At 73.9% G+C, this 26,120-nt stretch carries 19 protein-coding genes and 2 pseudogenes; 12 read left to right on the top strand and 9 right to left on the bottom strand.

What is annotated here, in order from left to right:
• Window positions 1-53 precede the first annotated feature (53 nt).
• Window positions 54-1,208 carry a cystathionine gamma-synthase gene (locus ACWDAS_RS10310; protein ID WP_450388435.1) on the bottom strand — a complete coding sequence of 385 codons (1,155 nt, stop codon included), beginning with the start codon at window positions 1,206-1,208 and terminating at the stop codon, window positions 54-56.
• A 66-nt stretch (window positions 1,209-1,274) separates the two neighbouring features.
• Here ACWDAS_RS10310 and ACWDAS_RS10305 point away from each other — a divergent pair, with 66 nt between their 5' ends.
• The 3 genes and pseudogenes from ACWDAS_RS10305 to ACWDAS_RS10295 all read left to right on the top strand — a co-directional run.
• Window positions 1,275-2,315 carry a hypothetical protein gene (locus tag ACWDAS_RS10305; RefSeq protein ID WP_450388434.1) on the top strand — a complete coding sequence of 347 codons (1,041 nt, stop codon included), beginning with the start codon at window positions 1,275-1,277 and terminating at the stop codon, window positions 2,313-2,315.
• Window positions 2,312-2,956, top strand: a complete 645-nt coding sequence (msrA, locus tag ACWDAS_RS10300) for a peptide-methionine (S)-S-oxide reductase MsrA (RefSeq protein ID WP_450388433.1) — start codon at window positions 2,312-2,314, stop codon at window positions 2,954-2,956. The genes ACWDAS_RS10305 and msrA overlap by 4 nt, the downstream gene beginning before the upstream one ends.
• Before the next feature lie 66 nt (window positions 2,957-3,022).
• A pseudogene (locus tag ACWDAS_RS10295) lies at window positions 3,023-3,318 on the top strand (serine hydrolase domain-containing protein); the annotation flags it as partial.
• A gap of 224 nt (window positions 3,319-3,542) precedes the next feature.
• Here ACWDAS_RS10295 and ACWDAS_RS10290 read toward each other — a convergent pair.
• Window positions 3,543-4,553, bottom strand: a complete 1,011-nt coding sequence (locus tag ACWDAS_RS10290) for a LacI family DNA-binding transcriptional regulator (RefSeq protein ID WP_450388432.1) — start codon at window positions 4,551-4,553, stop codon at window positions 3,543-3,545.
• 328 nt (window positions 4,554-4,881) lie between these two features.
• Here ACWDAS_RS10290 and ACWDAS_RS10285 point away from each other — a divergent pair, with 328 nt between their 5' ends.
• From ACWDAS_RS10285 to ACWDAS_RS10275, 3 genes are all read left to right on the top strand, one after another.
• Complete coding sequence (locus ACWDAS_RS10285) at window positions 4,882-8,229, top strand: S8 family peptidase (RefSeq protein WP_450388431.1); 3,348 nt, start codon at window positions 4,882-4,884, stop codon at window positions 8,227-8,229.
• A 171-nt stretch (window positions 8,230-8,400) separates the two neighbouring features.
• Window positions 8,401-9,342 (top strand): D-alanyl-D-alanine carboxypeptidase family protein, encoded by a 942-nt coding sequence (locus ACWDAS_RS10280; protein ID WP_450388430.1) that lies wholly within the window; start codon window positions 8,401-8,403, stop codon window positions 9,340-9,342.
• A 97-nt stretch (window positions 9,343-9,439) separates the two neighbouring features.
• Complete coding sequence (locus ACWDAS_RS10275) at window positions 9,440-9,952, top strand: hypothetical protein (RefSeq protein ID WP_450388429.1); 513 nt, start codon at window positions 9,440-9,442, stop codon at window positions 9,950-9,952.
• A 51-nt stretch (window positions 9,953-10,003) separates the two neighbouring features.
• On the opposite strand, the gene ACWDAS_RS10270 is transcribed toward ACWDAS_RS10275, so the two are convergent.
• The 3 genes and pseudogenes from ACWDAS_RS10270 to ACWDAS_RS10260 form a co-directional block, all read right to left on the bottom strand.
• Window positions 10,004-10,690: an ABC transporter ATP-binding protein gene (locus tag ACWDAS_RS10270; RefSeq protein WP_450388428.1), complete on the bottom strand. Its 687-nt coding sequence runs from the start codon at window positions 10,688-10,690 to the stop codon at window positions 10,004-10,006.
• Window positions 10,691-10,791: 101 nt separating this feature from the next.
• On the bottom strand, window positions 10,792-12,234 hold the full coding sequence (locus tag ACWDAS_RS10265; protein ID WP_450388427.1) for an ABC transporter permease: 1,443 nt from the start codon (window positions 12,232-12,234) through the stop codon (window positions 10,792-10,794).
• Between the two features lie 257 nt (window positions 12,235-12,491).
• A pseudogene (locus ACWDAS_RS10260) lies at window positions 12,492-12,797 on the bottom strand (ABC transporter permease); the annotation flags it as partial.
• A gap of 205 nt (window positions 12,798-13,002) precedes the next feature.
• On the opposite strand from ACWDAS_RS10260, the gene ACWDAS_RS10255 reads away from it, so the two are divergent.
• Entirely contained in the window at window positions 13,003-14,382 is a 1,380-nt protein-coding gene (locus tag ACWDAS_RS10255; protein ID WP_450388426.1) for a hypothetical protein, read from the top strand.
• On the opposite strand, the gene ACWDAS_RS10250 is transcribed toward ACWDAS_RS10255, so the two are convergent.
• Both ACWDAS_RS10250 and ACWDAS_RS10245 read right to left on the bottom strand, forming a co-directional pair.
• Window positions 14,370-15,098 carry an LmeA family phospholipid-binding protein gene (locus ACWDAS_RS10250; protein ID WP_450388425.1) on the bottom strand — a complete coding sequence of 243 codons (729 nt, stop codon included), beginning with the start codon at window positions 15,096-15,098 and terminating at the stop codon, window positions 14,370-14,372. The genes ACWDAS_RS10255 and ACWDAS_RS10250 overlap by 13 nt on opposite strands.
• Window positions 15,095-17,530, bottom strand: a complete 2,436-nt coding sequence (locus ACWDAS_RS10245) for an MMPL family transporter (RefSeq protein WP_450388424.1) — start codon at window positions 17,528-17,530, stop codon at window positions 15,095-15,097. The genes ACWDAS_RS10250 and ACWDAS_RS10245 overlap by 4 nt, the downstream gene beginning before the upstream one ends.
• 103 nt (window positions 17,531-17,633) lie before the next feature.
• On the opposite strand from ACWDAS_RS10245, the gene ACWDAS_RS10240 reads away from it, so the two are divergent.
• The 3 genes from ACWDAS_RS10240 (at window position 17,634) to ACWDAS_RS10230 (ending at window position 21,373) form a co-directional block, all read left to right on the top strand.
• Window positions 17,634-18,332, top strand: a complete 699-nt coding sequence (locus ACWDAS_RS10240) for a response regulator transcription factor (RefSeq protein ID WP_450388423.1) — start codon at window positions 17,634-17,636, stop codon at window positions 18,330-18,332.
• Window positions 18,333-18,885: 553 nt separating this feature from the next.
• Window positions 18,886-20,271 (top strand): sensor histidine kinase, encoded by a 1,386-nt coding sequence (locus ACWDAS_RS10235; protein WP_450388422.1) that lies wholly within the window; start codon window positions 18,886-18,888, stop codon window positions 20,269-20,271.
• A 91-nt stretch (window positions 20,272-20,362) separates the two neighbouring features.
• Window positions 20,363-21,373 carry an aldo/keto reductase gene (locus ACWDAS_RS10230; RefSeq protein WP_450388421.1) on the top strand — a complete coding sequence of 337 codons (1,011 nt, stop codon included), beginning with the start codon at window positions 20,363-20,365 and terminating at the stop codon, window positions 21,371-21,373.
• 48 nt (window positions 21,374-21,421) lie between these two features.
• Here ACWDAS_RS10230 and ACWDAS_RS10225 read toward each other — a convergent pair whose 3' ends face one another.
• Window positions 21,422-21,925: an N-acetyltransferase family protein gene (locus ACWDAS_RS10225; RefSeq protein ID WP_450388420.1), complete on the bottom strand. Its 504-nt coding sequence runs from the start codon at window positions 21,923-21,925 to the stop codon at window positions 21,422-21,424.
• A gap of 52 nt (window positions 21,926-21,977) precedes the next feature.
• Window positions 21,978-23,147 (bottom strand): xylose isomerase, encoded by a 1,170-nt coding sequence (gene xylA / locus ACWDAS_RS10220; RefSeq protein WP_450388419.1) that lies wholly within the window; start codon window positions 23,145-23,147, stop codon window positions 21,978-21,980.
• 73 nt (window positions 23,148-23,220) lie between these two features.
• Between xylA and xylB the strand changes: the two genes are divergently transcribed.
• Both xylB and ACWDAS_RS10210 read left to right on the top strand, forming a co-directional pair.
• Window positions 23,221-24,633 (top strand): xylulokinase, encoded by a 1,413-nt coding sequence (gene xylB / locus ACWDAS_RS10215; protein WP_450388418.1) that lies wholly within the window; start codon window positions 23,221-23,223, stop codon window positions 24,631-24,633.
• A 267-nt stretch (window positions 24,634-24,900) separates the two neighbouring features.
• A complete protein-coding gene (locus tag ACWDAS_RS10210) occupies window positions 24,901-26,049 on the top strand; it encodes an ROK family protein (protein WP_450388519.1) in 1,149 nt (382 codons plus the stop codon).
• Window positions 26,050-26,120: the final 71 nt, after the last annotated feature.

The following is a 26,120-nucleotide window of genomic DNA, read 5'->3' as shown; positions in this document are numbered from 1 at the left end:
GGCCGGCCCGGCCGGTTGCATGACGAACCGCCGCCCGCCGGCCGCGCGCGACCCTACGCGCCCAGCGCCTGCCGCAGGTCCTCCAGCAGGTCGTCCACCGACTCGATGCCGACCGACAGCCGCACCAGGTCCGCCGGGACCTCCAGGGCCGAACCGGCGACCGAGGCGTGCGTCATCCGGCCCGGGTGCTCGATCAGGGACTCGACGCCGCCCAGGGACTCGCCCAGCGTGAACAGCCGCGCCCGGTTGCACACTTCGACGGCCGCCTCCTCGCCGCCCGCGACGCGGAAGGACACCATGCCGCCGAACCGCTTCATCTGCTTGGCCGCGACATCGTGGCCGGCGTGCTCGGGCAGACCCGGGTAGAAGACCTGGGTGACCTTGGGGTGCAGCGAGAGCAGTTCCGCGACCCGGGCCGCGTTCTCGCTGTGCCGGTCCATGCGCACCGCGAGGGTCTTGATGCCCCGCATCACCAGCCAGGCGTCGAAGGGGCCGGCGACCGCGCCCATCGCGTTCTGGTGGTAGGCCAGTTCCTCGCCGAGCCCCGCGTCGGCCGCGACCAGCGCGCCGCCGACCACGTCCGAGTGGCCGCCCATGTACTTGGTGGTGGAGTGCACGACCACGTCGGCGCCGAGCGCCAGCGGCTGCTGCAGGTAGGGGCTGGCGAAGGTGTTGTCGACGACGAGCCGGGCGTCCGCGCCGCGCGCGATGTCCGCCAGCGCCGCGATGTCGGTGATCCCGAGCAGCGGGTTGCTGGGCGTCTCCACCCAGATCACCTTGGTCTCGGGCCGGAGCGCGGCCCTGACCGCGGCCGGGTCGGAGGTGTCGGCCACCGACCACTGCACGCCCCAGCGCTCGACGACCTTCGCGAAGAGCCGGAAGGTGCCGCCGTAGGCGTCGTTCGGGATGACGACGTGGTCGCCGGGCTTCAGGACCGTGCGCAGCAGGCAGTCCTCCGCGGCCAGCCCGGACGCGAACGCCAGACCGCGGCGACCGCCCTCCAGCGCCGCGAGGTTCTCCTCCAGCGCGGTACGGGTGGGGTTCGCGGACCGGCTGTACTCATAGCCGCCGCGCAGGCCGCCGACCCCGTCCTGCTTGTACGTGGAGACCTGGTAGATCGGCGTGACCACGGCCCCGGTCTGGGCGTCGGCCGGCTGGCCCGCGTGGATCGCGAGGGTCTCGAAGTTCTGGTGCTGCTGCTCGCTCATACCGCCGAGCGTAGTGCGAGCCGCGGGCCGGGACGCGCCACCCGGGCCCGCGTAGGCTTGCTCATCATGGAATTCCTGTGGGTGCTGTACGGCGTGCTGCTGATCTCCGGGATCGTGCTGCTGCCCCGCATGCTGCGCGGCCGCGGCATGCGGGCCGCGGCCGCGGTCGACCCCGCCCAGTACGGCTTCGTACCGCGGGAGGAGATCGACATCCGGCTGCCGGGACCGGACGAGGAGCTGACGCAGGCGCTGTCGGTGACCCAGCGCACCCAGGACTGGCACGCGGTCGCCGCCCTCCTCAAGGGCACCCCGGCGGAAGGCGAGGCCCGCTGGCAGCGGGTCCAGACCCTCGCCGGCGCCGCGGCCGTGGAACTGGCGCAGAACCCCGGGAAGGGCGCGGCCTGGCTGCGCACCTGGCGGGTAGAGGACCCGAAGGACGCCGGCGGCGCGGCGGTCCACGCGGCGTTCCTGGTGCAGCAGGCGCGGCGCGCGCCGGCCGGCTCCCCGGACGTGCCGATCATCCTGGAGGAGGCCCGCACGGTCGCGGCCGAGGCCACGCTGCTCGCGCCGGGCGACCCCGTCCCGCACATCGTCGAGCTCGCCGCCGCCGGGGACTTCGCGACCGCCTGGGACGAGATCGCCTCCCGCGCCCCGCACCACATGGGCGCCCACCTGACCGCCCTCGCCCGCCTCCCGGAGGACGCCGCCCGCGACTTCGCCGAGCGCGCCGCCGCCTCCGCGCCCGAGGGCAGCCTGCTGCCCGCACTGCCGCTCTTCGAGCTCTACGCGCACCTGCCCGACGTCATCCTCGTCCGCAGCTTCTACGAGAGCGAGGTCGTCTCCCGCGCCATCGGCGGCGCCCTCTACGCCACCGAGCACGCCTCCCCCAGCGACCCCGTGCTGCCCGTGGTGCGGCACCTGCTGGCCGCCTTCCTGCTGCGCGCCGAGCGCTTCCCCGAGGCCGTCGAGCAGTTCCGCCACGTCGACGGCTACGCGGGCGCGGCCCCCTGGGCGTACGAAGCCGACCCGGCCGCGGCGTACACCGCGCACCGCGCGCAGGCGCTCACGGGCCTGCACTGGAGCGCCCAGCACGGGACCGCGCGTTGACGCCGCGTCTGCCCTCCCCCGAGGAGGCCATCCCGGGCCGCGCCGCGCCCATCCACGCCGTGCCGGACCGCCACACCGTCCTGGGCAGGCCCCTCTCCGGGCCCTACCCCGCCGACCTGGAGGTGGCCGACTTCGCGCTGGGCTGCTTCTGGGGCGCCGAACGCGTCTTCTGGCGGACGCCCGGCGTGTGGACCACGCTCGTCGGCTACGAGGGCGGGCACACGGAGAACCCGACGTACGAGGAGGTCTGCAGCGGCCTCACCGGCCACGCCGAGGCCGTCCGGGTCGTCTTCGACCCGGCGCTGCTCCCGTACGGAGAGCTGCTGCGGGTCTTCTGGGAGGCCCACGACCCCACCCAGGGCTTCCGGCAGGGCAACGACATCGGCACCCAGTACCGCTCCGCGGTGTACACCCACTCCCCGGAGCAGCTCGCCACCGCCCTCGCCTCCCGCGACGCCTACCAGTCCGCCCTGCGCGCGTACGGCCGCGGCACGATCACCACGGCGATCCTCCCCGCGGGCCCCTTCTACCCGGCCGAGGCGGATCACCAGCAGTACCTGGACAAGAACCCGGCGGGTTACTGCGGCATCGGCGGCACGGGCGTGGCCTGCCCGGTGGGCGTCATCCCGCCCGAGGGCTGACCGGCGCGCGCCGCGCCCTCGTGCGGCGCGGGGCATTCGATCGCCCCTGACGGCCGATGGGCGTTCATACGGCGCACGGCCGATATCCAGGGCACGTACGACGACCTGTTCACCGCGGTGCCGAGTGCGCCGGCCCGATTGCTGGACGACGGGGACGCGGGCGCCTCGGTCGCGGTCTTGGTCGACGGCGAACCGGTGGTGGACGTCTGGGGCGGGTCCGCCGACGCGGACCGCGCGGTCCCGTGGCAGCGGGACACGATCGCCGATGTCCGGTCCTCACCAAGACGATGGCGGCACTGTGCGCGCTGGTCCTGGCCGACCGCGGCGACCTCGGCCCCGCCGCGCCGGCCGGCCGGTACTGGACGGGGAGCCCGGCCGGCCCGAGGGACGGAGCGGGGCGACGGCGACCGGCTCTGCCGGGTGGAGCGGCCGCGACGGAGCGGCGCCGTCGCACCGGACGGTGCGTGGCAGCCCGTGGGGATGGTGATGCGGGTCCTCGCCGGGCTGCACGGAGGGAGAACGTGCGCCGGGTGGTGTGGTTCGGCAACTGATGCGTCGACCGGGCGGGGCTCGGGCTCCGTCGCCCTCACACGGGGGGCGGCGGGCCGCTGCTCGCGCGTACGGTCAGCTCGGGCCCGAGGAGCCGGACCTCCTCCGCGGGGTTCCCGGTCAGTTTGGCGATGACGAGCTCGACGGCGTGGCGGCCCATCTGCTGCGCGGGGATGGCGACCGAGGTGAGCTGGGGGGCGGCCTGGGTGGCCACCTGTTCGGGGCAGACGGCGACCACGGAGACGTCCTCGGGCACGGCCCGGCCCTGTTGCCGCAGGAGCGCGAGGAGGGGGCCGATGGCGGACTCGTTCTGGACGACGAGCGCGGTGGTGTCGGGCCGTTCCTCGAAGATGCGGGAGAGGGTGCCGGCGGTGGACTCGTAACTGCCTTCGCAGGGGCGGTGGATGAGCCGCAGGCCGCGCTCGGCGGCGGCGGAGCGCAGGCCCTGGAGGGTGCGCTCGGCGAAGCCGGTGTGGCGCCGGTAGACGGCGGCGGCCTCGCCGACGACGGCGACGGAGCGGTGGCCGAGGTCGGCGAGATGGGCGGCGCACAGCGCACCGGTGGCCTCGAAGTCCAGGTCGACGCAGGTGAGACCGGTGGTGTCGGCGGGCAGGCCGATGAGCACGGCGGGCCGGCCCGCGGCGCGCAGCAGCGGGATCCGCTCGTCCTCCAGCTCGACGTCCATGAGGATCATCGCGTCGGCGAGTCCGCTGGCCGCGACCCGGCGGACCGCGGTGGGGCCCTCCTCGCCGGTGAGCAGGAGCACGTCGTGGCCGTACTGACGGGCCGTCGTGGCGACGGCCATGGCGATCTCCATCATGACGGGGACGTACATGTCTGTACGGAGGGGCACCATGAGGGCGATGATGTTCGAACGGCTGCTGGCCAGCGCCCGCGCGCCGGCGTTCGGGTGGTAGCCGAGTTCCTGGATGCTCTGTTCGACCCGCCTGCGCGTGCCGTCGGAGATGGACCGCTTGCCGCTCAGGACGTACGACACGGTGCTGGCGGAGACTCCGGCGTGCCGGGCGACCTCGGCGAGTGTGACCATCCGGTCCTCCGTCCGGCCGGGGGTGGTGAAGCGCTTCGACTCCGACCGTATTCCGGGCCGGGTTCAGGTGTCCAGACGTCTGTCGAAGCGCTTCAACGAACCGCGCTCCAGAGCCTCTCGAACCACCCCGAACGCTCCACCCGTGGCACGCGTGGCCGAATTTGACGGGGCGTTCGCTGTGCGGCTCTTGAGCTGTTCGCGACAGCAGGTACATACTCCGTATGCAAGGTGGGGGCATCATCGGGGGGAACGCCGTGGGGGAACATCGCGTGCGCGCGCCCGGGAACGAGGCCTCCCGCGTGTCATGACGCAGACACAAGGGGAAGAGTTGCACTCACGATGGGGAAAGGCGCGCGCGACAGCGCTCGCAACGGGGGTCGCGGCGGCACTGACCGCCGGCGCCGTCGTACCGGCCACCGCGGCCGGGCCGTCGGGCCCGGAGCCGGCCCGCTCGGCGTCCGCCACGGCGGCCAGGAACAGCACGTGGATCACGCTGATCACGGGTGACCAGGTCGCCGTGAACGCGAAGGGCAAGCCCGTCGCCCTCAAGCGTGCCAAGGGGCGCGAGAACATACCGGTGCAGATACGCCGGCAGCACGGGCACGTCTACGTCGTCCCGCAGGACGCGGTGCAGCTCATCGCGAAGGGCCGGGTCGACCGCCGGCTCTTCGACGTGACCACGCTGAGCCGCGCCGAGTACCGCAGGGCCGCCGAGCACCGCGGCCTCGGACTGATCGTCACCTACAAGGGCAGCAGGCCCGAGGCCAGGACCGAACTGCACCAGGCCGACGGCGCCAAGGTGACCCACACCTTCAAGCGGCTGAACGGCGAGTCCGTCACCGCGCCCCAGGACGAGGCGGCCGGGGTATGGACGGCGCTGACCAACGACGTGTCGGGCTCCCCGTACGCGGCCGCCGAGTCCGGACTGCGCACGGTCTGGCTGAACGCGATCCAGAAGGCCGCGGCCGAGCCGAGCTGGAACACCCGGCAGATCCATGCGCCGGACGCCTGGGACGCCGGCTACGACGGAACCGGCGTCAAGATCGCGGTGCTGGACACCGGCGTCGACAAGAGCCACCCGGACCTGACCAGCCGGGTCGTCGCCGAGAAGAACTTCTCCACCGCCGACAACCTGCTCGACCACTTCGGCCACGGCACGCACGTCGCCTCCATCGCCGCCGGCACGGGCGAGAAGTCGGCCGGAGCCTACAAGGGCGTGGCGTCGGGCGCGCAGATCATCAGCGGCAAGGTGCTGGACGACGAGGGCTACGGTGACGACGCCGGCATCATCGCGGGCCTGGAGTGGGCCGCCGCGTCCGGCGCCAAGGTGGCCAACCTGAGCCTCGGCGGCGCCGACACCCCGGGCGTGGACCCGATCGAGGAGGCGGTCAACCGCCTCTCCGCGGACACCGGCACGCTGTTCGTCATCGCGGCGGGCAACGAGGGCGACGACGACTCGACGGTCGGCTCCCCCGGCAGCGCGGACGCCGCGCTGACCGTCGGCGCGGTCGACAAGGACTCCAAGCTCGCCGACTTCTCCTCGCGCGGCCCGCGCGTGGGCGACGGCGCGGTCAAGCCCGATGTCACCGCCCCCGGCGTGGACATCACCGCGGCCGCGGCCAAGGGCAGTGTCATCGACACCGACCCCGGGGTCCCGCACCCGGCGGACGGCTACCTGACCATCTCCGGTACCTCGATGGCCACCCCGCACGTGGCGGGCGCCGCGGCCATCCTCGCCCAGGAGCACCCGGACTGGACGGGCACGCAGATCAAGGCCGCGCTCGTCGGCTCCACGGCGGACGGCGGCTACACCGCCTTCCAGCAGGGTTCCGGCCAGATCGACCTGGCCAGGGCGATCCACCAGGACGTCGTCGCCGAGCCGGTCTCGCTGAGCTTCGGTGTCGCCCAGTGGCCGCACAACGACGACGCCCGGCAGTCCCGGACGATCACGTACCGGAACTCCGGCACCTCGGACGTCACGCTGGACCTGTCGGTCACGGGCAAGGGCCCGAACGGCGGGGCGGCCCCGGCGGGCTTCTTCACGCTGGACAAGCAGCAGGTGACCGTCCCGGCCGGAGGCACCGCCGAGGCGGCGCTGACCGCCGACACCACCCTCGGCGGCACCCTCGACGGCGCGTACAGCGCGGCCGTGGTGGCCACCGACGGGACGCGGTCCGTACGCACCGCGGCGGGCGTGGTGCGCGAGGCCGAGTCGTACGACCTGCGGATCGACAACCTGGACCGCGACGGCCGGGCCGCGGCGACCTTCGACACCCTGGTCACCGGTCTGAACGTCGACGCGTCCGAGGAACTGACCAACGACGGCGGCAGCACCGTGCTGCGCCTGCCCAAGGGCGACTACGCCGTCGACAGCCTCATCGTGAAGCTGGCGGCCGACGGCCGGACGCTGAAGAGCATGAACTGGGTGAGCCGCCCGGTGGTCAAGCTCACCCGGAACACCGTGCTGACGCTCGACGCGAGCAAGGCGAAGCCGTTCGCGTTCACGCTGCCGGACCGGGCCGCCAGGCAGACGGACCTCATGGTCGCCTACAACCTGAACTACGGCATGAGCGGCAACGGCCTGGGCATCAACACCGGCGCGCTCAAGGACTTCCGTACCGCGCACACCGGTCCCGCGCTGACCGCCGCGCAGTACCAGGCGACCGTCGCCGGCCTGTTCGAGCACGGCTCGAAGGTCTACTCGGTGGCGTACGGCCGGACCAAGTCCTTCTACACGGGCTACACCAGGACCGTGAAGAGCACCGACCTGGCGAAGATCAGCACCACGGCCGGCTCCTCGGCGCGGAACAAGCTCGGTGCGCTGTTCCACACCCCGTTCGTGAACGAGGCCATGGTGATGCCGAGCGGCTTCCTCTCCAGGCTGCCGCTCACCAGGACCGTGTACGTCAACGGCTCCGGGGTCACCTGGGCGCAGGACTTCCTGCAGACCGACTCCTCCGGCGAGACCCCGGAGGCTTACTACGCGGTCCCGGCGCGGAGCTACACCAAGGGCAAGAGCTACAGCCGCAGCTTCAACGTGGGTGTCTTCGGCCCGAAGCTGGACAAGCAGTCGGGCCTCTACCGGTCCGGTGACGAGATCTTCGGCTCCGCCGGCCTCTTCACCGACGGCCAGGGCCACAACGGCTTCACGTCCTACGACAAGGCCACCACGACCATCTACCGCAACGGCACGAAGGTCGGGACCGTCGACGGCACGCTCGACGACGGCGCCTTCTTCACCGTCGGGCGCGCCAATGCCGACTACCGGCTGACCACCTCGGTGACCCGCAGCAAGGTCGCGGCCGTCAGCACCCGGATCACCGCGTCCTGGACGTTCTCCTCCAAGCACGTCTCCGAGGCCACCCTGGCCGCGCTGCCGGCCTCGGTCGTCCGCTTCACCCCCTCCCTGTCGAGCACCAGCACCTCCAAGGCGAAGGCCACGGTCAAGGTGCCGGTGACGGTCCAGGGTTCGGCCGCGGGCCGCAACCTGAAGTCGCTCAAGGTGTACTACTCCACCGACGGCGGCGCCCACTGGTCCAAGCTGACCGTCAAGAGCGGCAAGGTGACGCTGAAGAACCCCAAGTCGGGCAAGGGCGTCTCCTTCAAGGCCCTGGTCAGCGACAAGAAGGGCAACACCCTCTCCCAGGTGATCTACAACGCGTACCTCGCGAGGTAGCCCAGAACGGCACTAATCAGGGCGACCCATCCGGAACGAATTCCTCCGTTCCGGGCGGGTCGCCCGCCTTTTGTACGCGTCACGTCACAATGCCACCCCTCCGAGCAAGTGTTCGCCGGACGGGTGTCAGGATGTGCCCCTGATCCCATCCCATCAACCCATGGAGTTTCGTTGAGACTCGGCATCACGAGGACTCACCGGCTCGGGGCCGCACTCCTGGCGTCCGGCGCCCTCGTCGTCGCTGCCCCGCTGGCCGCTCCCGCCTATGCGGCCCCCGCGCCACCCACGGTGACCGCCAAGGGCGCCTACCTCCTGGACAACACGGCGAACAAGAAGCTGTGGAGCAAGGGCGCGGACACCAAGCGGCAGATGGCCAGCACCACCAAGGTGATGACGGCCGTCACGGTCCTCGGCACGGCGAACCTCGACCTGAACAAAAAGGTCACCATCAAGCAGGACTACCGGAACTACGTCACCCGCAACGGCGCCAGCACCGCCGACCTGAAGACCGGGGACAAGGTCACCGTCAAGCAGCTGCTCTACGCACTGATGCTGCCGTCCGGCTGCGACGCGGCGATGGCGCTTGCCGACACCTACGGCACCGGCACCACCGTCTCGGCCCGCACCAAGTCGTTCATCAAGAAGATGAACACCACGGCCGGCAAGCTGGGGATGACGAACACCAAGTACGACTCGTTCGACGGCATATCCTCGGCCGGCAACAACTACACCACGCCGCGCGACGCGGCCGCCCTGGCCCGCAAGGCGCTGACGTACAGCACGCTGCGCGGAGTCGTGAAGACCCAGAAGACCGTGCAGAAGGCCACCAACGGCCGGACGTACACCTGGTACAACACCAACAAGCTGCTGGGCTCCTACAGCGGCGCGATCGGCATCAAGACCGGCACCGGCACCTCCGCGGGCCCGTGCCTGATCTTCGCCGCCACCCGCAACGGCCGCACGGTCGTCGGCGTCCTGCTCCACAGCAGCTCGGGTGACGCGCGCTACACCGACGCCGCCAAGATGCTGAACTACGCTTTCAACACCAGCAGTTCCTCTGCGGCGGGCACCTTGAACCTGCGGCAGCTCCCGGCCAGCGCGCAGCGCGACTGACCGGCCCTCCTCGCCCGAGCGATCCCCGGCGCCCCAGGCGGGCCCGGGGATCGCCCGTATCTTGCGCCGCCCCGCCGGGCGGGATAGGAACCGGACCATGAATGCCACGTTCGGCGCGGTGATCACGGCAGTCGTCGGTGTGCTGGGCACCCTGCTGGCCCCCGTGCTCGCCCAGCGCGGCAGTGACCGGCGGCGTCTGACGGAGGCCGCGGAGGCCGAACGGCTGCGCCGGTTCGAGGAGCGCCGATCGGTGTACACGGCGATGAACCGCGCCTCGCGGCAGTTCCACACGCTGCTCAAGGACGCCCTGCACCGGATCCGGGACGGGGTGTACTCCGCCGAGGAGCGGGACCAGGTCGAGGAGTCCCGCCGCGACTACCGGGACCGGTACGCCGAGGCCCAGATGATCGTCCCGGAGCGGATCCTCGCGGCCTCGCGGGACGTCAACCGGATCCTGGCCGAGGCGGACGCCGCGGCCAAGCGGCTCGACCGCGGCCTCACGCGGGACGGCGAGAGCCCGCAGAGCGTGCTCGACGCCCTCAAGGAGGCCGAGCCGCGGCTCAGGACCCTGCAGCGCCTGATGCGCGAGGACCTGGGCGTCACGGACTGAACGCCGCACGGCCCCCGTCACCGCTGCGCCGGGGGCCGCGCGGAGGCGTTCTCACGCCGCGGGCGTCCGGTCGGTGATCGTGACCCGGCCCTTCTTGATGGTGGCGACCCGGGTCGCGCGCCGGGCGATGGCGGAGTCGTGGGTGACCATGACGAAGGTCAGCCCGTACTCCTTCCACAACCCCTCCAGGAGCGCCAGGATCTCGTCCCGGGTGTCCTCGTCGAGCGCGCCGGTGGGCTCGTCGGCGAGCAGCACCTTGGGCCGCTTCACCAGGGCGCGGGCGATCGCCACCCGCTGCTGCTGACCGCCCGACAGCTCGCCCGGCAGATGGTGCAGCCGGTCGCCGAGACCGACGGAGGCGAGGGCCTCGGCGGCACGGGTACGGCGTTCCGAGGCCTTGACGCGCAGCGGCACCAGGGCGGTCTCGACGTTCTCCTGGGCGGTGAGGGTCGGGATCAGGTTGAAGCTCTGGAAGATGATGCCGATGTTCTCGGACCTGACCTTGGTCAGCCGGGCCTCGCCCAGCCGGGCCAGGTCGACGCCGTCCAGCTCCACCGAGCCCGCCGTCGGGCGGTCCAGGCCCCCGAGCATCTGCAGCAGCGTCGACTTGCCGCCACCGGTGGGGCCCTGGATGACGAGCTGGTCGCCGTCCTCGATGACCAGGTCGACGCCGCGCAGCGCGTCCACGACGTCCTTGCCGCGCGAGTAGCGCTTGGTCACGCCGCTCAGCTTGTACATGAGGTGACTCCTGAAGTCCTGAAGGGGGAAAGGCGGGGGCCGCGTCACGCCGGGGGAAGGTGCCGAACGCGGCCCCCCGACTCGTGGGGCGCGCGTACGGGCTACTCGACGCGGCGCAGGGCGTCCGCGGGACGCAGCCGCGAGGCCCGCCAGCCGCCGAAGGTGCCCGCGATCAGACCTCCGGCGACCGCCAGGACCACCGCGAGGACGATGGTGCTGACGTTCACCGGCGCCTCCAGTGCGATCTTCAGGGCGCCGGAGGCCGCGCGCCGGGCGGGACCGCCCGCGAAGCCGCCCGGACCGCCGCCCGGGCCGCCGGCACCGCCGCCCACGGTGGCCTCCAGGGTCGGGCTGATCGTCGTGATCAGATACGCGCAGCCGAGGCCCAGGGCGATGCCGAGGGCCCCGCCGATGAGGCCGTTGACGAAGGCCTCGCCCATGACCTGGCGGATGACGCGGCCGCTCTTCCAGCCGAGCGCTTTGAGGGTGCCGAACTCGCGCACCCGGCGGCTGACGGCGGATGAGGTCAGCAGTCCCGCCACGAGGAAGGCCGCGATGAGCACGGCGATCGAGAGCCACTTGCCGACGTTGGTGGCGAGGTTCGAGGCCGTGGACAGCGAACCGGAGACGGTGGAGGCCAGGTCCGAGGAGGTGGTCACCGTCGTACCGGAGATGTTCTTCTGGATCGCCGCCTTGACGGAGTCGATCTTCTGGGAGTCGTCGGCCTTCACATAGATCGTGGTGACCTTGTCCTTGGCGTCGGCGAGCGTCTGCGCCTGCTTCAGCGGGATGTAGACGTTGGCGGAGGAGGAACCGCTGTCGGCCGTCGCGATGCCGATGATCTCGAACTTGGTGCCGGAGATCGTGAGCGTCTTGCCGACGGTCAGCTTCTTCTGCTTCGCGTAGGCGCTGTCCAGGATCGCGACCTTGGCAGTGCTCTGCGCGCTAGTGAAGGACTTCCCCTTGGTGATCTTCGAGGAGGTCAGCGGGCCGAGGCCGAGATGGGTGACGTCCGTGCCGTAGACGGTGAAGTTGTTGATGTCGAAGTCGGCGCCGCCACCGCGCACCGTACCCTGGGGCTGCCCGGCACCCCCGCCCCTCTGCCGGTTGCCGCCGTTGGGGGGCTGCTGGAACTCACCGCGCTGGAACTGGCCGTTGACCTTGATGACGACCAGGCTCAGCCCGCCGACCGCCTCCTTGACCCCGCTCTGTCCGTCGACCTGGCCGACGACCGAGGACTTCAGCGACTGGAAGCCCTGCACCATGACGCGGTCGCTGCTCTGCTCCTTGTCGTCGCCGCGCGCGTCGAACTGGAACCGCGGCCGTTCGGCGGAGGCGGAGCTCGGGTCCGCGGCCTTGGTGACGGTCATGTCGGTGCCGAGGCCGTACAGCGACTCCAGCACTTTGCCCTGGGCCTGTGTCATGCCGGCCGACACCGAGTTGACGGTGATCACCAGGGCTATGCCCAGCGCGAGGCCCATCGCGATGACGAGCGCCGCCTTTCTGCGGCGTCGGAGTTCGCGCCGGAGATACGTGAAGAACATGCGATTCCTCGCCGAGTCGGAAGAACGGGATGCGGGAGGGAGGGCCGTACCTCCCTCCCGCCGTGGCGACGGTAGGAACCAGCTGTGATGAGAGTGTGAGCTGGGGATGAGAGCCGCATGAGAAACCCCCCGCGCACCTCCCGGGGGGTACCGTGCGGCGACCGCCGCACCGGTCGGTACCCGGCGGGGGCCGCGTGCCGGGGCCTCCGCCGGAACGGGCCCCGTGGCCTCGGGGTTGCCGGTCACGGTCACCTCACCTGGAAGCCCTGCACCATCACGTTGTCGGAACTCCGCTTCCTCGCAATGCCGTTGTCGTCGGTATCGAACTCGGACCGGGACGCCCCGCTACTGCCGGACGACGGTTCGGTGCGCGCCTTGGTGACGGTCACGTCGGTGCCGAGGCCGTACAGCGACTCCAGTACCTTGCCCTGGGCCTGTGTCATGCCGGCCGAGACCGAGTTGACCGTGATGACGAGCGCGATGCCGAGGGCCGGCCCCGGCGATATGCCCAGGGCGGCCTTGCGCCGGCGGCGGAGTTCGCACCTGAGGTGGATGAGAAACATGCTTATCCTCGCGTGTCGCCCCGATGGGGGACCGTGGTTGCGGGGCACCCGTGCGAGGCCACGGCGAGACGCCACGACCGCGGATTCGCGGAAGGCTGAGGCGGGGATGTGGGGCGGATGAGAAGGTCGGCGCCTGAATGAGAAGCGTCCTCACGGGGACATCGGTGACCGCACGAGTGACCGCACAGGATGGGGAGACGCGGATATGACGGACGGAACGCCGTGGGGCGGCGGCTGGGGCCCCGGTCACGGGACGGGAGACGGCACGGGAGGCGGCGGCTTCGGACCGCCGCCTCCCCCGCCGCCACCGCCGTACGGGGCGCCGATGCCGCCGTACGCGCCGCAACCGCCGTACGCGCCGCAGCCGCAGGCCCACCACGGATCGCCCTGGTACCCGCCCCACCCCGGATTCCCCCCGCCGCGGCCCCGGCGGCGCGGCCCGCTGCTGGCCGCGGCCGGACTCGCCACCGCGGCCCTCGTCGCCGGCCTCCTCATATGGGCGCCCTGGAGCGGCGACGGCTCCGGGGACGGCAACGGTCCGTCGGCCACCGCGAGCAAGGACCCGGCCGCGGAGGCCGAGCGCATGCTGCGCGAGGCCTCGGAGACCGTCGGCAACACCCAGGTCCTGTCCTACCGGGGCGACTTCGCCCTCGACAGCGGCACGAACACCCCTTTCGACCTGCAGACCACCCAGGGCGGCTGGGGCCGCGGCTCGCTGCGGGACGAGGGGGCCACCGTGCGGCTGCTCACCACCGACGACCACCGCCTCGCCAAGGCCGACAGGGCCTACTGGAAGGACCGCGGCTACACCGGCGACCTCCTCGACCGGATCGACGACCGCTGGCTCGACTCCTCCGGCGACCTGCCCGAGATCGACGACCTGACGGCCCCGCTGGACCCGGCCAACGTCTCCGCCCTGCTCCGCGACGCCGCCGACCGCGGCCGCCCGGACTCCGTCTCGTCCACCACGGTGGCCGGACGTCCCGCCACGCTGCTGAGCACGACGACCGGCCGCTTCTGGATCAGCGACTCCTCCCCCCGCACCCTGCTGCGCCTCGCCTCCGGGAACTCCGTCGGCGCCTCGGGGCCGCTGCCCCTCCCCGAGGGCCTGGACACCACGGTCACCGCGCTCGACGGCGCCGATCTCAAGACCTTCACCGAGGCCTACGGACAGGACCTCACCGCCCTGAAGTCCGCCGTCGACCCGGCGATCGGCTTCAGCACCACGGGCAAGGCCCGCTTCACCCCCTGCGGCAACAGCAGTTGCACCGCCCGCTTCACCATCCAGAACTCCGTGTACGACGGCGCGTACGCCGAGGAGAACGCCGACGACGCCGTCTACGCGGAGATCACCATCGGCATCACCCTCGACGGCCGCAAGGTCAAGACCTGCGCCTACCACAAGAAGATGCGCCCCTCCGGCACCGTCTCGCTGACCTGCACGGCCACCTACACCGCCGCGACCAGCAAGAACCACACCGTCCGCGGTCTCCCGGACGCCTGGGCGCGCGCGGTGCCGGACGACGAACTCGCCCGGCTGCGCGCCGACTTCGCCAAGGGCGTCGCGGACGGTCAGGCCGCCTGAGCCGCCCGTCGGGGCAGTGCGGCACGGCCGCCGTCGAGGGTGACGCGCAGGCCGGCGGAGGTGACGTCGGCGGAGGTCGCCCGCAGCGCGAGGGGATAGCGCGCCCGCGGCGACCGTTCCGCCAGCCGCCGCTCGATCCGGTCGACGACCGCCGGCGCGGCGGCCCGGCCCAGGAACTCCGCGCCGGTCACCGTGAGCGTCACACGGCCGTCGCGCAGCACCGGCCGCACGGTCACCCGGCCGATCCCGCCGCCGAGTTCGAGCCGCAGTGTGCCGGCGGCCGGGTCGGGGACCACGGCGGTGACGGGCAGCACGCCGTCCGCGTCACCGGCGTCGCCCCCCGAGCGCGCCGCCAGCGCCCCGGCGGGAACGCGGACGTCGGCGTGCGTCGACCCGACGGTCGGCGCGCCCCCGAGCCGCAGGTCGTCCATGCGAACGTCCACCGAGACCCCTGGCAGCCGCCCCACGGTGGCGCCGTCGCTGCTCAACTCGACGCGGTCCAGCCTGCGGTGAGCGAGGGCGAGCAGCGCGGACCCGTCCTCCGTTCCGACCGTCACCCGGTCCGGGGCCACGCCGAACGCGCGGGCCGCCGCGGCCGCCACGCGGTGGTGGACGACGCCCCGGGCGATCAGTTCACCCGCCCCGCCGGTCAGGGCCGTCAGCGCGGCGGCCACCGCGAGGACGGTCCTGGCCCGGCGCCGCCGCCGGGCCGTCATCGTGCCTCCCCGCCGGCCTCGGCGAGCGCCGGGGCGGGAGCCGCCGCCCCGTGGCCGCCGCCCTCCGGGTCCAGACGCGGCAGCAGCCGGTCCAGCCGGGCCGGTAGCCACCAGTTGGCCCGGCCGAACAGGTACATCGTCGCCGGGACGAGGAGCAGCCGGACGATCGTGGCGTCGATGACGACGCTGACCCCGAGCCCCAGCGCCAGCATCTTGATGACGACACTGGTCGAGAGGAGGAAGGCCAGGAACACGCTCGTCATGACGATCGCGGCGCAGGAGATGACCCGCGCGGTGGCGGCGAGCCCGGTCGCCACGCTCCCGTGGTTGTCGCCCGTCGCCAGCCAGGACTCGCGGATCCGGGAGAGCAGGAAGACCTCGTAGTCCATGGACAGACCGAAGACGATGGCGAACATCATCATCGGGACGTAGGACTCCACCGGGACGGTCTCCCCGACGCCCAGCCACGAACCGCCCCAGCCCCACTGGAAGACGGCCACGACCACGCCGTACGCGGCCCCGATCGAGAGCAGGTTGAGCACCGCGGCCTTGACCGCGACCAGCAGGCTGCGGAAGACGGCGAGCAGCAGCAGGAACGCCGCGCCGACGACCACCGCGACGATCACCGGGAGCCGGTCCCGCACGACGTCCCGGAAGGCCAGCTGGGCGGCCGTGGTCCCGGTGACGTGGCCCTCGGCGCCGCTGTCCCGGAGGGCGGCGGGGAGCACGTCGTCCTGCAGGCGGTGCACCAGGTCGGAGGTGGACCGGTCCTCGGGCCCTCCGCTGGGGGTGACGGTCGCGACGAGCAGGGCCCCGTCGGGGGTCGCGGCCGGGGTGGTCGCGGAGGCGACGCCCTCGGCGCCGGCGAGGGCGTCGTGCAACGAGGCGGCCAGCCGTTCCCGGTCGGCACCGGTACGCGTGCGGTCCCGGTCGAGGGCGGCGACCACGGTGAGCGGGCCGTTGGTGCCGGGGCCGAAGCCCTCGGAGAGCAGGTCGTACGCGCGGCGGTCGGTGTACCCGGCCGGTCCCGCACCGGCGTCGATGTGCCCCAGCCGCATGGAGGCCAGCGGGACGGTGAGCACCCCGAGCGCCAGCACGCCCGCGGCGAGGAAGAGCCAGGGCCGCCTCCCGACGACGCGGGCCCACCGGTGCCAGACGTCGGCGCCGCCCGGGGCGGGCTCGTCGACCGGCGGGCGGACGTGCCAGCGGTCGATCCGGCGGCCGAGCAGCCCGAGCAGCGCGGGGGTGAGGGTCAGCGAGGCCACGGCGGCGACCGCCACCGTGACGCCCGCGGCGGCGCCGAGCGTGCCGATGAAGGCGACCCCCGAGGCGTACAGGCCGGCCAGGGCCATCGCGACCGTGGCGGCCGCCACGATCACGGCCCGGCCGCTGGTGGCGAGGGCGCGGCCGGCGGCCTCCACGGGATCGTCGACGGTGTGCAGCAGCCCTCGGTGGCGCGTGGTGAGGAACAGCGCGTAGTCCAGGCCCACGCCGAGGCCCGTCATCGTCGCCAGCGTCGGGGCGGCGGCGCCGAAGGACCAGGCCGCCGCGAGCAGCCCGAGCACGGCCATCCCGGCGCCCAGTCCGAGGACGGCGGTGAGCAGCGGCAGCCCGGCGGCCGCGAGGCTGCCGAAGCCCAGCAGCAGCACGGCCACGGCGGTGCCCAGGCCGATCACCTCCGAGACCCGGTCCGCCGCCTTGGGACGTGCCAACTGGCCGAGTTGGCCGCCGTACTCCACGGTGACGCCGTCGGCGCGCAGGGCCGAGGTGGCCGTGTCGACCTCGCCGACGTAGGAGGGGCCGAGGGTCACGGGGTTCTTGTCGAAGCGGACGGTGATGCAGCCGATGGTCCCGTCGGCCGACACCGCGCCCGGGGTGGCCAGCGGGTCGGCGGCGGACAGGACGTGCGGCAGGTCCGCGACGCGGGCGACCGCCGCGGCCACGGACTCCCGGTGGCCGGCCAGTCCTCCGTGCCGGGCCCGCAGCACGAGCTGCGAGGCCGTGCCCCGGGTGCCGGGCGCGCCGTGGGCGTCGAGGAGGTCCGCGCCGGTCTGCGCGGAGGTGCCGGGCAGCGCGAAGTCGTCCTCGTACGCACCGCCCCAGGCCCGCTCCGCGGCGACCGCGGCCAGCAGCACCAGCAGCCAGGCGGCGATCACCCGCCACGGGTGCCGGGCGCAGCCGCGTCCGGCCCGGTGGAGCAGGCCGGGCCCCGGCTCCGCGGGCTCGCGCTCCGCCGGATCCGGCTCCGGCTCCAGATCCGGCTCCGCGGGGTGCGGCGAACGGGTCCGCCGCAGCAGCAGTACGACGGCGACGAGCGCGACGGCGCCCGCCGCCAGGGCGACGGCCGGCAACGCGGGCTCCGCGCCGGCGGGTGGGAATGCCAAGACCGTGTCCTCCCTCCGCCCGGCCGGTCCGCCGGGCACCACCCGCATGCTGGCCGACGAACGCAAGGGGGGCGTTGGCGGAGTGTTCGGGGAGTGTCAGGATCCCCGCCGCCGGCCGGGCCGGCGCAAGGGGGGTGGTTAGCATCGGGCCATGGCGGAAGAACGCGGCCTCGTCCTGGTCGTCGAGGACGAACGGCACATCGCCGACCTGCAGCGGCTGTACCTGACACGGGAGGGCTTCGGCGTCCATGTGGAGGCCGACGGGCTCTCCGGGCTCGCCGCGGCACGCCGGCTGCGGCCGGTGGCGATCGTGCTCGACATCGGCCTGCCCGGCCTCGACGGCACCGGGTTCTGCCGCGCGCTGCGCGACGAGGGCGACTGGACGCCGGTCCTCCTCGTCACCGCGCGCGACGAGGAGGCCGACCGGATCCTGGGGCTGGAACTCGGCGCGGACGACTACATCATCAAGCCCTTCTCGCCCCGTGAGCTCGTCGCCCGCGTCAAGACCGTCCTGCGCCGCGTGGACGGCCCGCCCCGCGGCGAACGGCCGCACACGCTGGGCCCGGTGGCCCTGGACCCGGTGCGCCGCACCGTCCACAAGGACGGCCTGCCGCTCGCCCTGACCACCACGGAGTTCAACCTGCTGGCCTGCCTGATGAGCCGCCCCGGCCAGGTCTTCACCCGCGACCAGCTGCTCGCCCACGTCTGGGGCCGGCCGGACTACCGCGAGGGCCGCGTGGTCGACGTCTACATCTCCCAGCTGCGCTCCAAGCTCGGCGACCCCACCCTGATCCGCACGATCCGCGGCGTCGGCTACAGCGCCGCCCCTCCCCGCCCCGCCCCCGCGTGACCGCGCCCCACCACGCCGCCCCCACCGGGCGGTTCCTCCGCGCGCGGGCGTCAGCCGCTCCCGCCTCCGCCGACCGCACCCCCGCGAAGGACCGCCCGGCCACCGGCGGCCCGCCGCAGGCGAGCCCGCGCGACACCCCCACCGGGCCCCCCGTCCCGGCGTCGGGGACTCCGGCCCGCCGCGTCACGGACCGCACCCCCGCGAAGGACCGCCGCACCCCGGGCGACGAGCCCACGGCCACCCCACCGGCACACGCGCCCTCGGCCGTAAGCCGCGCACCGCGGGCGGGCCGCCACGACACCCCGGCCACACGCCGCGCCTTCCCGGCGTCGGCGGGGCCGGGCCGCGCCGCGCACCGCGGCCCCGCACGGGGCGGCGGGTTGGCGGATGCCCGCCGGACGGCAGAGCCTACGGTCGCGGCCCGCGGTGCCCGGCCGGCCACGGGGGCGGGCAGCCATCGCGCCGTCACGGCATCGGCACACCGCCACAGCCTGGGCGCCGCCGCCGGCATCCGCGCCGGGGCGCGCCGGCGCACGGAGAACGGGGGCGCACCATGAAGTGGCGCGGGGGCCCGAAGGGCCAGGGCCGCGGGCGCGGGTCGCTCGCGGGGGACATCGTGCTGCTCACCACCGCCGTGGCGGCCGTCGCCGTCCTGCTGGCAGGGCTGGCGTCCTGGCACACGATCCGCACCAACGCCGAGGTGCAGGAACGCGATCAGCTGGCCCGGCAGGCCGACGTGCTGAGCCGCACACCGGCGCTGTCGTCGCTGCTGCTGGAACGGGACCAGCGACTGGCCGGGTCGAACGGTGTCGAGCTCGCGGTGGTCGCCCCGGACGGGACGGCGGCCGGCCCGGCGGCGCCCGCCGTCACCACGGCCGTGCTCGCGGCGCTGCGCGGCGGTGAGGCCGCCTCGGCGACGGCCACGCTCCACGGGCATCCCGTGCTGGTGGAGGGTCACCCCTCCCGCAACGGCGGCGCGGTGGTGCTCACCAAGCCCTTCACCGCGGTGGACGAGGCCGCCGCCCGCATCCGCGGTGGTCTGGCGGTGCCGCTGGTCGTCGGTCTGGCGGGCGCGGCCCTCGCCGGTGCCCTGCTGGCCCGGCGCCTGGCCCGTCCGCTGACCGGGGCGGCCCGTACCGCCCGCCGCCTCGCCGCCGGCGAACGCGGGCTGGCCCTGCCCGGCGACGGCCCCGCCGAGGTCGCCGAACTCGCAGCCGCGCTCACCGCCCTCGACTCCGCCCTCGCCCGCAGCGAGAACCGGCAGCGCGAGTTCCTGCTCTCCGTCTCGCACGAGATCCGCACCCCGCTGACCACCGCACGCGGCTACGCCGAGGCACTGGCCGACGGCGTGATCGGCCCCGGCGAACTCACCGAGGTGGGCCGCACCCTGCTCGCCGAGACCGGCCGCCTCGACGGCTTCGTGCGCGACCTGCTGGACCTCGCCCGCCTGGAGGCCGACGACTTCAGGCTCGACGTGGGGACCACCGACCTCGACGCCCTCGTCGAGGACGCCGGCGTCGTGTGGGCCGGCCGCTGCGCCCGCCACGACGTCGGCTTCCGCCTCGAACGCCCCGGCCGCCCGCTGCTCGCCGACACCGACCCCTTCCGGGTCCGGCAACTCCTCGACGGCCTGGCCGAGAACGCCCTGCGGGTCACCCCTGCGGGCCGGCCGCTCGTGCTCGCGCTGCGCGCCGAGGGCTCCGAGGCCGTGTTCGAGGTCCGCGACGGCGGTCCGGGCCTCACCGACGACGACCTCGCCGTCGTCTTCCACCGCGCCGCCCTGGCCACCCGCTACCGCGGCCTCCGCCCGGTCGGCACCGGCCTCGGCCTGGCCATCGCCCACCGCCTGACCGGCCTCCTCGGCGGCACCGTCACGGCCGCGGGCACCTCCCCCGAGGGCGGCGCGTGCTTCACGGTGCGGCTGCCGGCCGCTCCCTGACGTACGGCGGAACCGGCCCGGAACACCGGCAAGCCCCCAGCCGGGCAACGGCCTTGCCGTGAGTTCACTCGAAGGCGTTGGCTGGTGCCCCATGAAGTACACACAGCTCGGCCGCACCGGTCTCAAGGTCGGCCGCATCGTGCTGGGCACGATGAACTTCGGCGGGCAGACGGACGAGGCCACCAGCCACACGATCATGGACGCCGCGCTCGACGCGGGGGTCAACTTCTTCGACACGGCGAACATCTACGGCACCGCCGAGGACAAGGGCCTGACGGAGAAGGTCATCGGCTCCTGGTTCGCACGGGGCGGGGGTCGGCGCGACAAGGTGGTCCTGGCCACGAAGGGCTACGGGAACATGTCGGCGGACGGAAGGGCGTGGAACGAGGAGTCGTGGCCGAACCACGACCGGCTCAGCGCGCTCAACATCCGCAGGGCGGTCGAGGCCAGCCTGCGGCGGCTCGGCACGGACCGCATCGACGTCTACCAGTTCCACCACGTCGACCGGCGCACGCCGTTCGAGGAGATCTGGCAGGCGGTCGACGTGCTGGTCCGGCAGGGCAAGATCCTCCACGCGGCGTCGTCGAACTTCCCCGGCCACAAGATCGCGCAGGCCAACGAGATCGCGGCGAACCGCGGGTCGATGGGCCTGGTCAGTGAGCAGTGCCTGTACAACCTCGCGGAGCGGCGCGCCGAGATGGACGTGATCCCGGCGGCGCGGGCCTACGGCCTCGGCGTGATCCCGTGGTCGCCGCTGCACCAGGGCCTGCTGGGCGGCGCGCTGCGCAAGGAGCGCGAGAACAGCGGTGCGCGCACCAAGACGGGCCGGTCCGCGGCGGGCCTGGCCGATCCGGCGGTCCGCGCGCGGGTGCAGGCGTACGAGGACCTGCTCGACAAGCACGGGCTGGAGCCCGGCGAGGTGGCGCTGGCCTGGCTGCTGACCCGGCCCGGGGTCACCGGGCCGATCGTGGGGCCGCGGACGACTGAGCAGTTCGCCTCGGCGCTGCGCGCGGTGGAGCTGGAACTGGGCGAGGAGCTGCTGGCGGGGCTGGACGAGATCTTCCCCGGCCCGGGTCCGGCCCCGGAGGCCTTCGCCTGGTGACCGCCGACCGGTGACCGCCGACCGGCGATCACCACCTGGTGATCATCGTCACACCGGGGGCGCCGGGAGCCGCTTCGTCATGACGCGCTCCCGGCGTCCGTCGGGCATGAGGCCGCCGGGCCCGCCGGCGTCCTCGAAGCCGTTGCGCCGGTAGAGGGCCGTCGCGAGCGCGTTGCCCTCGGCCACGGCGAGGTGGAGCACGGCGGCGCCCGCGGTCCCCGCGGCCCACTCCTCGACGGCCCGGATCAGCCGGTCGGCGACGCCGCGGCCGCGGGCGTCGCCCGCCACCCACATCGAGATCAGCTCGGCGGTGCCCGGCTGTTCGCCCGGAACGCCGCTCGCCATCCCGGAGGGCCTGCCGGCCACGAGGGCGACGAGGTGGTACGAGCCGGGGACGGCCAGCCGGCCGCGCCAGCGCTCCTCGCGGTCGCCGTCGCCCTGCCAGTCCGCGAGCCGGGAACCGAAGGCCTGCGGCGCGTCGGCGAGCGCGCGCAGCCGCAGCTCCCGCCAGAGCGGCCAGTCGTCGGGGGTGAGCACCCGCAGTTCGATCATCCCGGCAGTGTGCCGCCGGGCCGTGCCCGGCGGCAACCGTGTCTCCCGCAGGTCAGCGCGCGCCGAGCAGGTGGTCCATCGCGAGCTGGTCGAGCTGCTCGAAGGCGAACCCGCGCTGCGCGGCGGCCTCGACGTCGAACTCCTCGAACGCGGTGCGGTCGGCGAGGAGACCGGCCAGGGTCTCACCCTCGGCGAGGGTCGGCTGCGCGAGCTGGTCCAGGCGCGCGGCCTTCAGCGCCTCCTGCACGGCCGGGTCGGCGCGGAACGCGGCGGCCCGGTCCTTGAGGATGAGGTAGTTGCGCATGCAGCCGGCCGCCGAGGCCCACACGCCGCCGAAGTCCTCGGTCCGCGGGGGCTTGAAGTCGAAGTGGCGCGGGCCCTCGTAGCCGGCCGTCTCCAGCAGGTCGACCAGCCAGAACGCGGAGCGCAGGTCACCGGCGCCGAAGCGCAGGTCCTGGTCGTACTTGATGCCGGACTGGCCGTTGAGGTCGATGTGGAAGAGCTTGCCGTGCCACAGCGCCTGGGCGATGCCGTGCGGGAAGTTCAGCCCGGCCATCTGCTCGTGGCCAACCTCGGGGTTGAGGCCGACGAGCTCGGGGTGGGCCAGCTCGTTGATGAACGCGAGCGCGTGGCCGACGGTCGGCAGCAGGATGTCGCCGCGCGGCTCGTTGGGCTTGGGCTCGATGGCGAAGCGAAGGTCATAGCCCTGCTCCAGGACGTACTCGCCGAGGAGGTCGAAGGCCTCCTTGAAGCGGTCCAGGGCGACCCGCACGTCCTTGGCGGCGCCGGACTCGGCGCCCTCGCGGCCGCCCCAGGCGACGTAGACCTTCGCGCCGAGCTCGGCGGCGAGGTCGATGTTGCGGATGGTCTTGCGGAGCGCGTACCGGCGGACGTCGCGGTCGTTGGAGGTGAAGGCACCGTCCTTGAAGACCGGGTGGGTGAAGAGGTTGGTGGTGGCCATCGGCACCTTCATGCCGGTGGCGTCCAGCGCCTGGCGGAAGCGCTTGATGTGGCCCTCGCGGGCGGTGTCGTCCGACCCGAAGGGGATCAGGTCGTCGTCGTGGAACGTGACGCCGTACGCGCCGAGCTCGGCCAGGCGGCTCACGCTCTCGACGGGGTCGAGAGCGGGGCGGGTCGCGTCGCCGAAGGGGTCGCGGCCCTGCCAGCCGACGGTCCAGAGACCGAAGGTGAACTTGTCCTCGGGGGTGGGGGTGAAACTCATCGCGGCGGCTCCTATTCGTAAGACCGTTGAACAAATTAGTATGCGGGAGCCGCTTTGTGAAGGGAGCCGCAGGATGGGTAACGGACCGATCGCGCTGGGTGTGGACAGTTCCACCCAGTCGACCAAGGTGCTCGCCGTCGACGTGGAGACGGGTGAGGTGCTGGCCAGGGGACAGGCCCGGCACACGGTCAGCGAGGGCGCCGGCCGCGAGACCGACCCGGAGGTGTGGTGGCGCGCGCTCGGCACCGCCCTCGCCCAGATCGGGCCGTACGCGGAGCGCGCCGACGCCGTCTCCATCGGCGGCCAGCAGCACGGCCTGGTCGTCCTCGACCCGGTCGGCCGGCCCCTGCGGCCCGCCCTGCTGTGGAACGACGTACGGTCCGCGCCGCAGGCCGACGCGCTGGTCGAGCGGCACGGCGCCGCGTGGTGGGCGGAACGCTTCGGCAGCGTGCCCGGCACGAGCTTCACCGTGACCAAGTGGGCCTGGCTCGCCGCGCACGAGCCCGAGACGGCCAAGGCCGCGGCGGCGGTGCGGCTCCCGCACGACTTCCTCACAGAGCGGCTCAGCGGCGCCGGCGTCACCGACCGGGGCGACGCCTCGGGCACGGGCTGGTGGGCCACGGACACCGAGGCGTACGACGAGGCGCTCCTCGCCGAGATCGGCCTCGACCCCGCCCTGCTGCCCCGGGTCCTCGGCCCCGGCGAGGCCGCCGGGATCACCCTGCCCGGGCTGCCTCTGCGCGAGGGCGTCCTGGTCGGCTCCGGCACCGGTGACAACGCCGCCGCGGCCCTCGGCCTCGGGCTCGCCCCCGGCCAGCCCGCGCTGAGCCTCGGCACCTCCGGCACGGTGTACACCCCCGCCGCCACCCGGCCCACCGACCCCTCCGGGATCGTCGCCGGCTTCGCGGGCGGGCACGGCGACTGGCTGCCGCTCGCCTGCACCCTCAACTGCACCCTCGCCGTCGACAAGATCGCGGGGCTGCTCTCCCTGGACCGCGAGGCGGTCGAGCCGGGCGGCCGGACGGTGCTGCTCCCCTTCCTCGACGGCGAGCGCACCCCGAACCTCCCGTACGCCTCCGGGCTGCTCACGGGGCTGCGGCACGACACCACGCCGGGGCAGATCCTCCAGGCCGCCTACGACGGCGCGGCGTACGCCCTGCTGACCGCCCTCGACCAGGTGCTCGCGGTCGACGGCGCCCCCTCGGACGCCCCGCTGCTGCTCATCGGCGGCGGCGCCCGCGGCACCGCGTGGCGGGAGACCGTCCGGCGCCTGTCGGGACGGGCCGTGCAGATCCCCGTCGCGGACGAGCTCGTCGCGCTGGGGGCGGCCGCGCAGGCCGCGGGGCTGCTCACCGGGGAGACCCCGCAGTCGGTCGCCCGCCGCTGGAACACCACGGCCGGCCCCTCCTACGACCCCGTCGCCCGCGACGACGCCGCGCTCGACCGCCTCGCCACGGCGCTCGCGGACGGATTCGGCGTGCGGTGACCCCCGGGGGGCGGCGCACCCCGGTGCGGGTGCGCCCCCGCGGGCCGTCCGCCCGTGCCCGCGAGGCCGCCCACCGGCGGTGAGCACCCCGGCCGTGCGGCCGGCGGAGGGGGGTGGGGCGGGGTCGGGCCGGAGGGGGCGTGCGAGGGTGGGGGCAGGACAACGTGTGACCAGGACGGATGACGGACGACAGCGGAAGGGGACCGGAGCGTGGCGGAAGGGCCGGGGTCGCAGGCAGGACTGCGACGGCGGAATCTGGCGCTGGTGATGCAGGCCGTGGCGGACCACGGCGAGGTGTCGCGCGCGGCCGTCGCCGGCGAGGTCGGACTGACGCGGGCCACCGTGTCGACCCTCGTCGACGAGCTGCTCGCCACGGGGCTGCTCATCGAGCTCGGCGCCCAGCGTCCCGGTACGGTCGGCCGCCCCGGCACCGCACTCGCGCTGAACGACACCGGCCCGGCGGGCCTCGGCGCCGAGGTCGGGGTTGACCACCTCGCCGCCATCGCGGTCGACCTGCGCGGCACGGTCCGCGCCCGCGCCCGTGTCGAGGCGGACAACCGCGGCCGCCCGGCGCCGGAGGTGCTGCGTGAACTGGCGGCGCTCGTCGCGGAGGTGCGGCGGGAGTCGCAGGCCGCCGGCCTCACCCCCGCCGGCCTGACGCTGGCGGTGCCGGGCCTGGTCGGCCGGGACCGGCAGGTCGTGATGCGGGCGCCCAACCTCGGCTGGGAGGACGTCGACGCCGCCGGCTGGTTCGCCGCCCCGGACGGTCCCGCCGCCCCCGCCGGCATCCCCGTCACCGTCGAGAACGAGGCCAATCTCGGCGCCCTCGCCGAGCTCTGGCTGGGCGGCCACGAGGGCGTCACCGACTTCGTGCACGTCTCGGCGGAGATCGGCATCGGCGCGGCACTGATCGTCGACGGCCGTCTGTTCCGCGGGGCGCGCGGCTTCGCCGGGGAGCTGGGCCACGTGCCGGTACACCCGACGGGCCCGCGCTGTTCCTGCGGGGCCCGCGGCTGCCTGGAGCAGTACGCGGGCGAGGAGGCCGTGCTGCGCGCCGCCGGGATCGCGCCGGAGCGGCCGGACGCGCTGAAGGCGCTCCACGCGGCCGCCGCGGAGGAGGACCCGGCGGCGCTGAAGGCACTCGCGGCCGCCGGGCAGGCCTTCGGGATCGCGCTGAGCGGCGCGGTGAACCTGCTGGACCCGCAGGCCGTCGTGCTGGGCGGCACGCTGGCCTCGCTCGCGCCGTGGCTCCGCTCGGCCGTCGAACGGGAGCTGGGCCGCCGCGTGACGGACCGCCAGTGGCGGGCGGACGCCGTGCTCGTCTCCCGGCTGGGCCGCGAGGGCGTGCTGCTCGGGGCGGCGTACAGCGTGGTGCGCTCCGTCCTGGACGACCCGCAGGCGCTGCGCGCGCAGTAGCCCCCGCGGCACCTCACGACGGCCCCGCAACAGCCTCGCAACAGCCCGCGCGGCACCGAACGAAGCGGTCA

Source organism: Streptomyces sp. NPDC001070 (assembly GCF_053598835.1).
The sequence above is the reverse complement of the archived record's forward strand: the minus strand, read 5'-3'. Positions and strand labels throughout refer to the sequence as shown.

Excerpts from the sequence above, each read along its gene's own strand:
- ACWDAS_RS10255 (WP_450388426.1), top strand. The coding sequence starts at position 13,003 with ATGACGGACGGAACGCCGTGGGGCGGCGGCTGGGGCCCCGGTCACGGG.
- ACWDAS_RS10305 (WP_450388434.1), top strand. The coding sequence starts at position 1,275 with ATGGAATTCCTGTGGGTGCTGTACGGCGTGCTGCTGATCTCCGGGATC.
- ACWDAS_RS10290 (WP_450388432.1), bottom strand. The coding sequence starts at position 4,553 with ATGGTCACACTCGCCGAGGTCGCCCGGCACGCCGGAGTCTCCGCCAGC.
- ACWDAS_RS10270 (WP_450388428.1), bottom strand. The coding sequence starts at position 10,690 with ATGTACAAGCTGAGCGGCGTGACCAAGCGCTACTCGCGCGGCAAGGAC.
- ACWDAS_RS10225 (WP_450388420.1), bottom strand. The coding sequence starts at position 21,925 with ATGATCGAACTGCGGGTGCTCACCCCCGACGACTGGCCGCTCTGGCGG.
- xylA (WP_450388419.1), bottom strand. The coding sequence starts at position 23,147 with ATGAGTTTCACCCCCACCCCCGAGGACAAGTTCACCTTCGGTCTCTGG.
- ACWDAS_RS10235 (WP_450388422.1), top strand. The coding sequence starts at position 18,886 with ATGAAGTGGCGCGGGGGCCCGAAGGGCCAGGGCCGCGGGCGCGGGTCG.
- ACWDAS_RS10240 (WP_450388423.1), top strand. The coding sequence starts at position 17,634 with ATGGCGGAAGAACGCGGCCTCGTCCTGGTCGTCGAGGACGAACGGCAC.
- ACWDAS_RS10310 (WP_450388435.1), bottom strand. The coding sequence starts at position 1,208 with ATGAGCGAGCAGCAGCACCAGAACTTCGAGACCCTCGCGATCCACGCG.
- ACWDAS_RS10210 (WP_450388519.1), top strand. The coding sequence starts at position 24,901 with ATGCAGGCCGTGGCGGACCACGGCGAGGTGTCGCGCGCGGCCGTCGCC.
- ACWDAS_RS10275 (WP_450388429.1), top strand. The coding sequence starts at position 9,440 with ATGAATGCCACGTTCGGCGCGGTGATCACGGCAGTCGTCGGTGTGCTG.
- ACWDAS_RS10245 (WP_450388424.1), bottom strand. The coding sequence starts at position 17,530 with ATGCGGGTGGTGCCCGGCGGACCGGCCGGGCGGAGGGAGGACACGGTC.
- xylB (WP_450388418.1), top strand. The coding sequence starts at position 23,221 with ATGGGTAACGGACCGATCGCGCTGGGTGTGGACAGTTCCACCCAGTCG.
- ACWDAS_RS10250 (WP_450388425.1), bottom strand. The coding sequence starts at position 15,098 with ATGACGGCCCGGCGGCGGCGCCGGGCCAGGACCGTCCTCGCGGTGGCC.
- ACWDAS_RS10230 (WP_450388421.1), top strand. The coding sequence starts at position 20,363 with ATGAAGTACACACAGCTCGGCCGCACCGGTCTCAAGGTCGGCCGCATC.
- ACWDAS_RS10265 (WP_450388427.1), bottom strand. The coding sequence starts at position 12,234 with ATGTTCTTCACGTATCTCCGGCGCGAACTCCGACGCCGCAGAAAGGCG.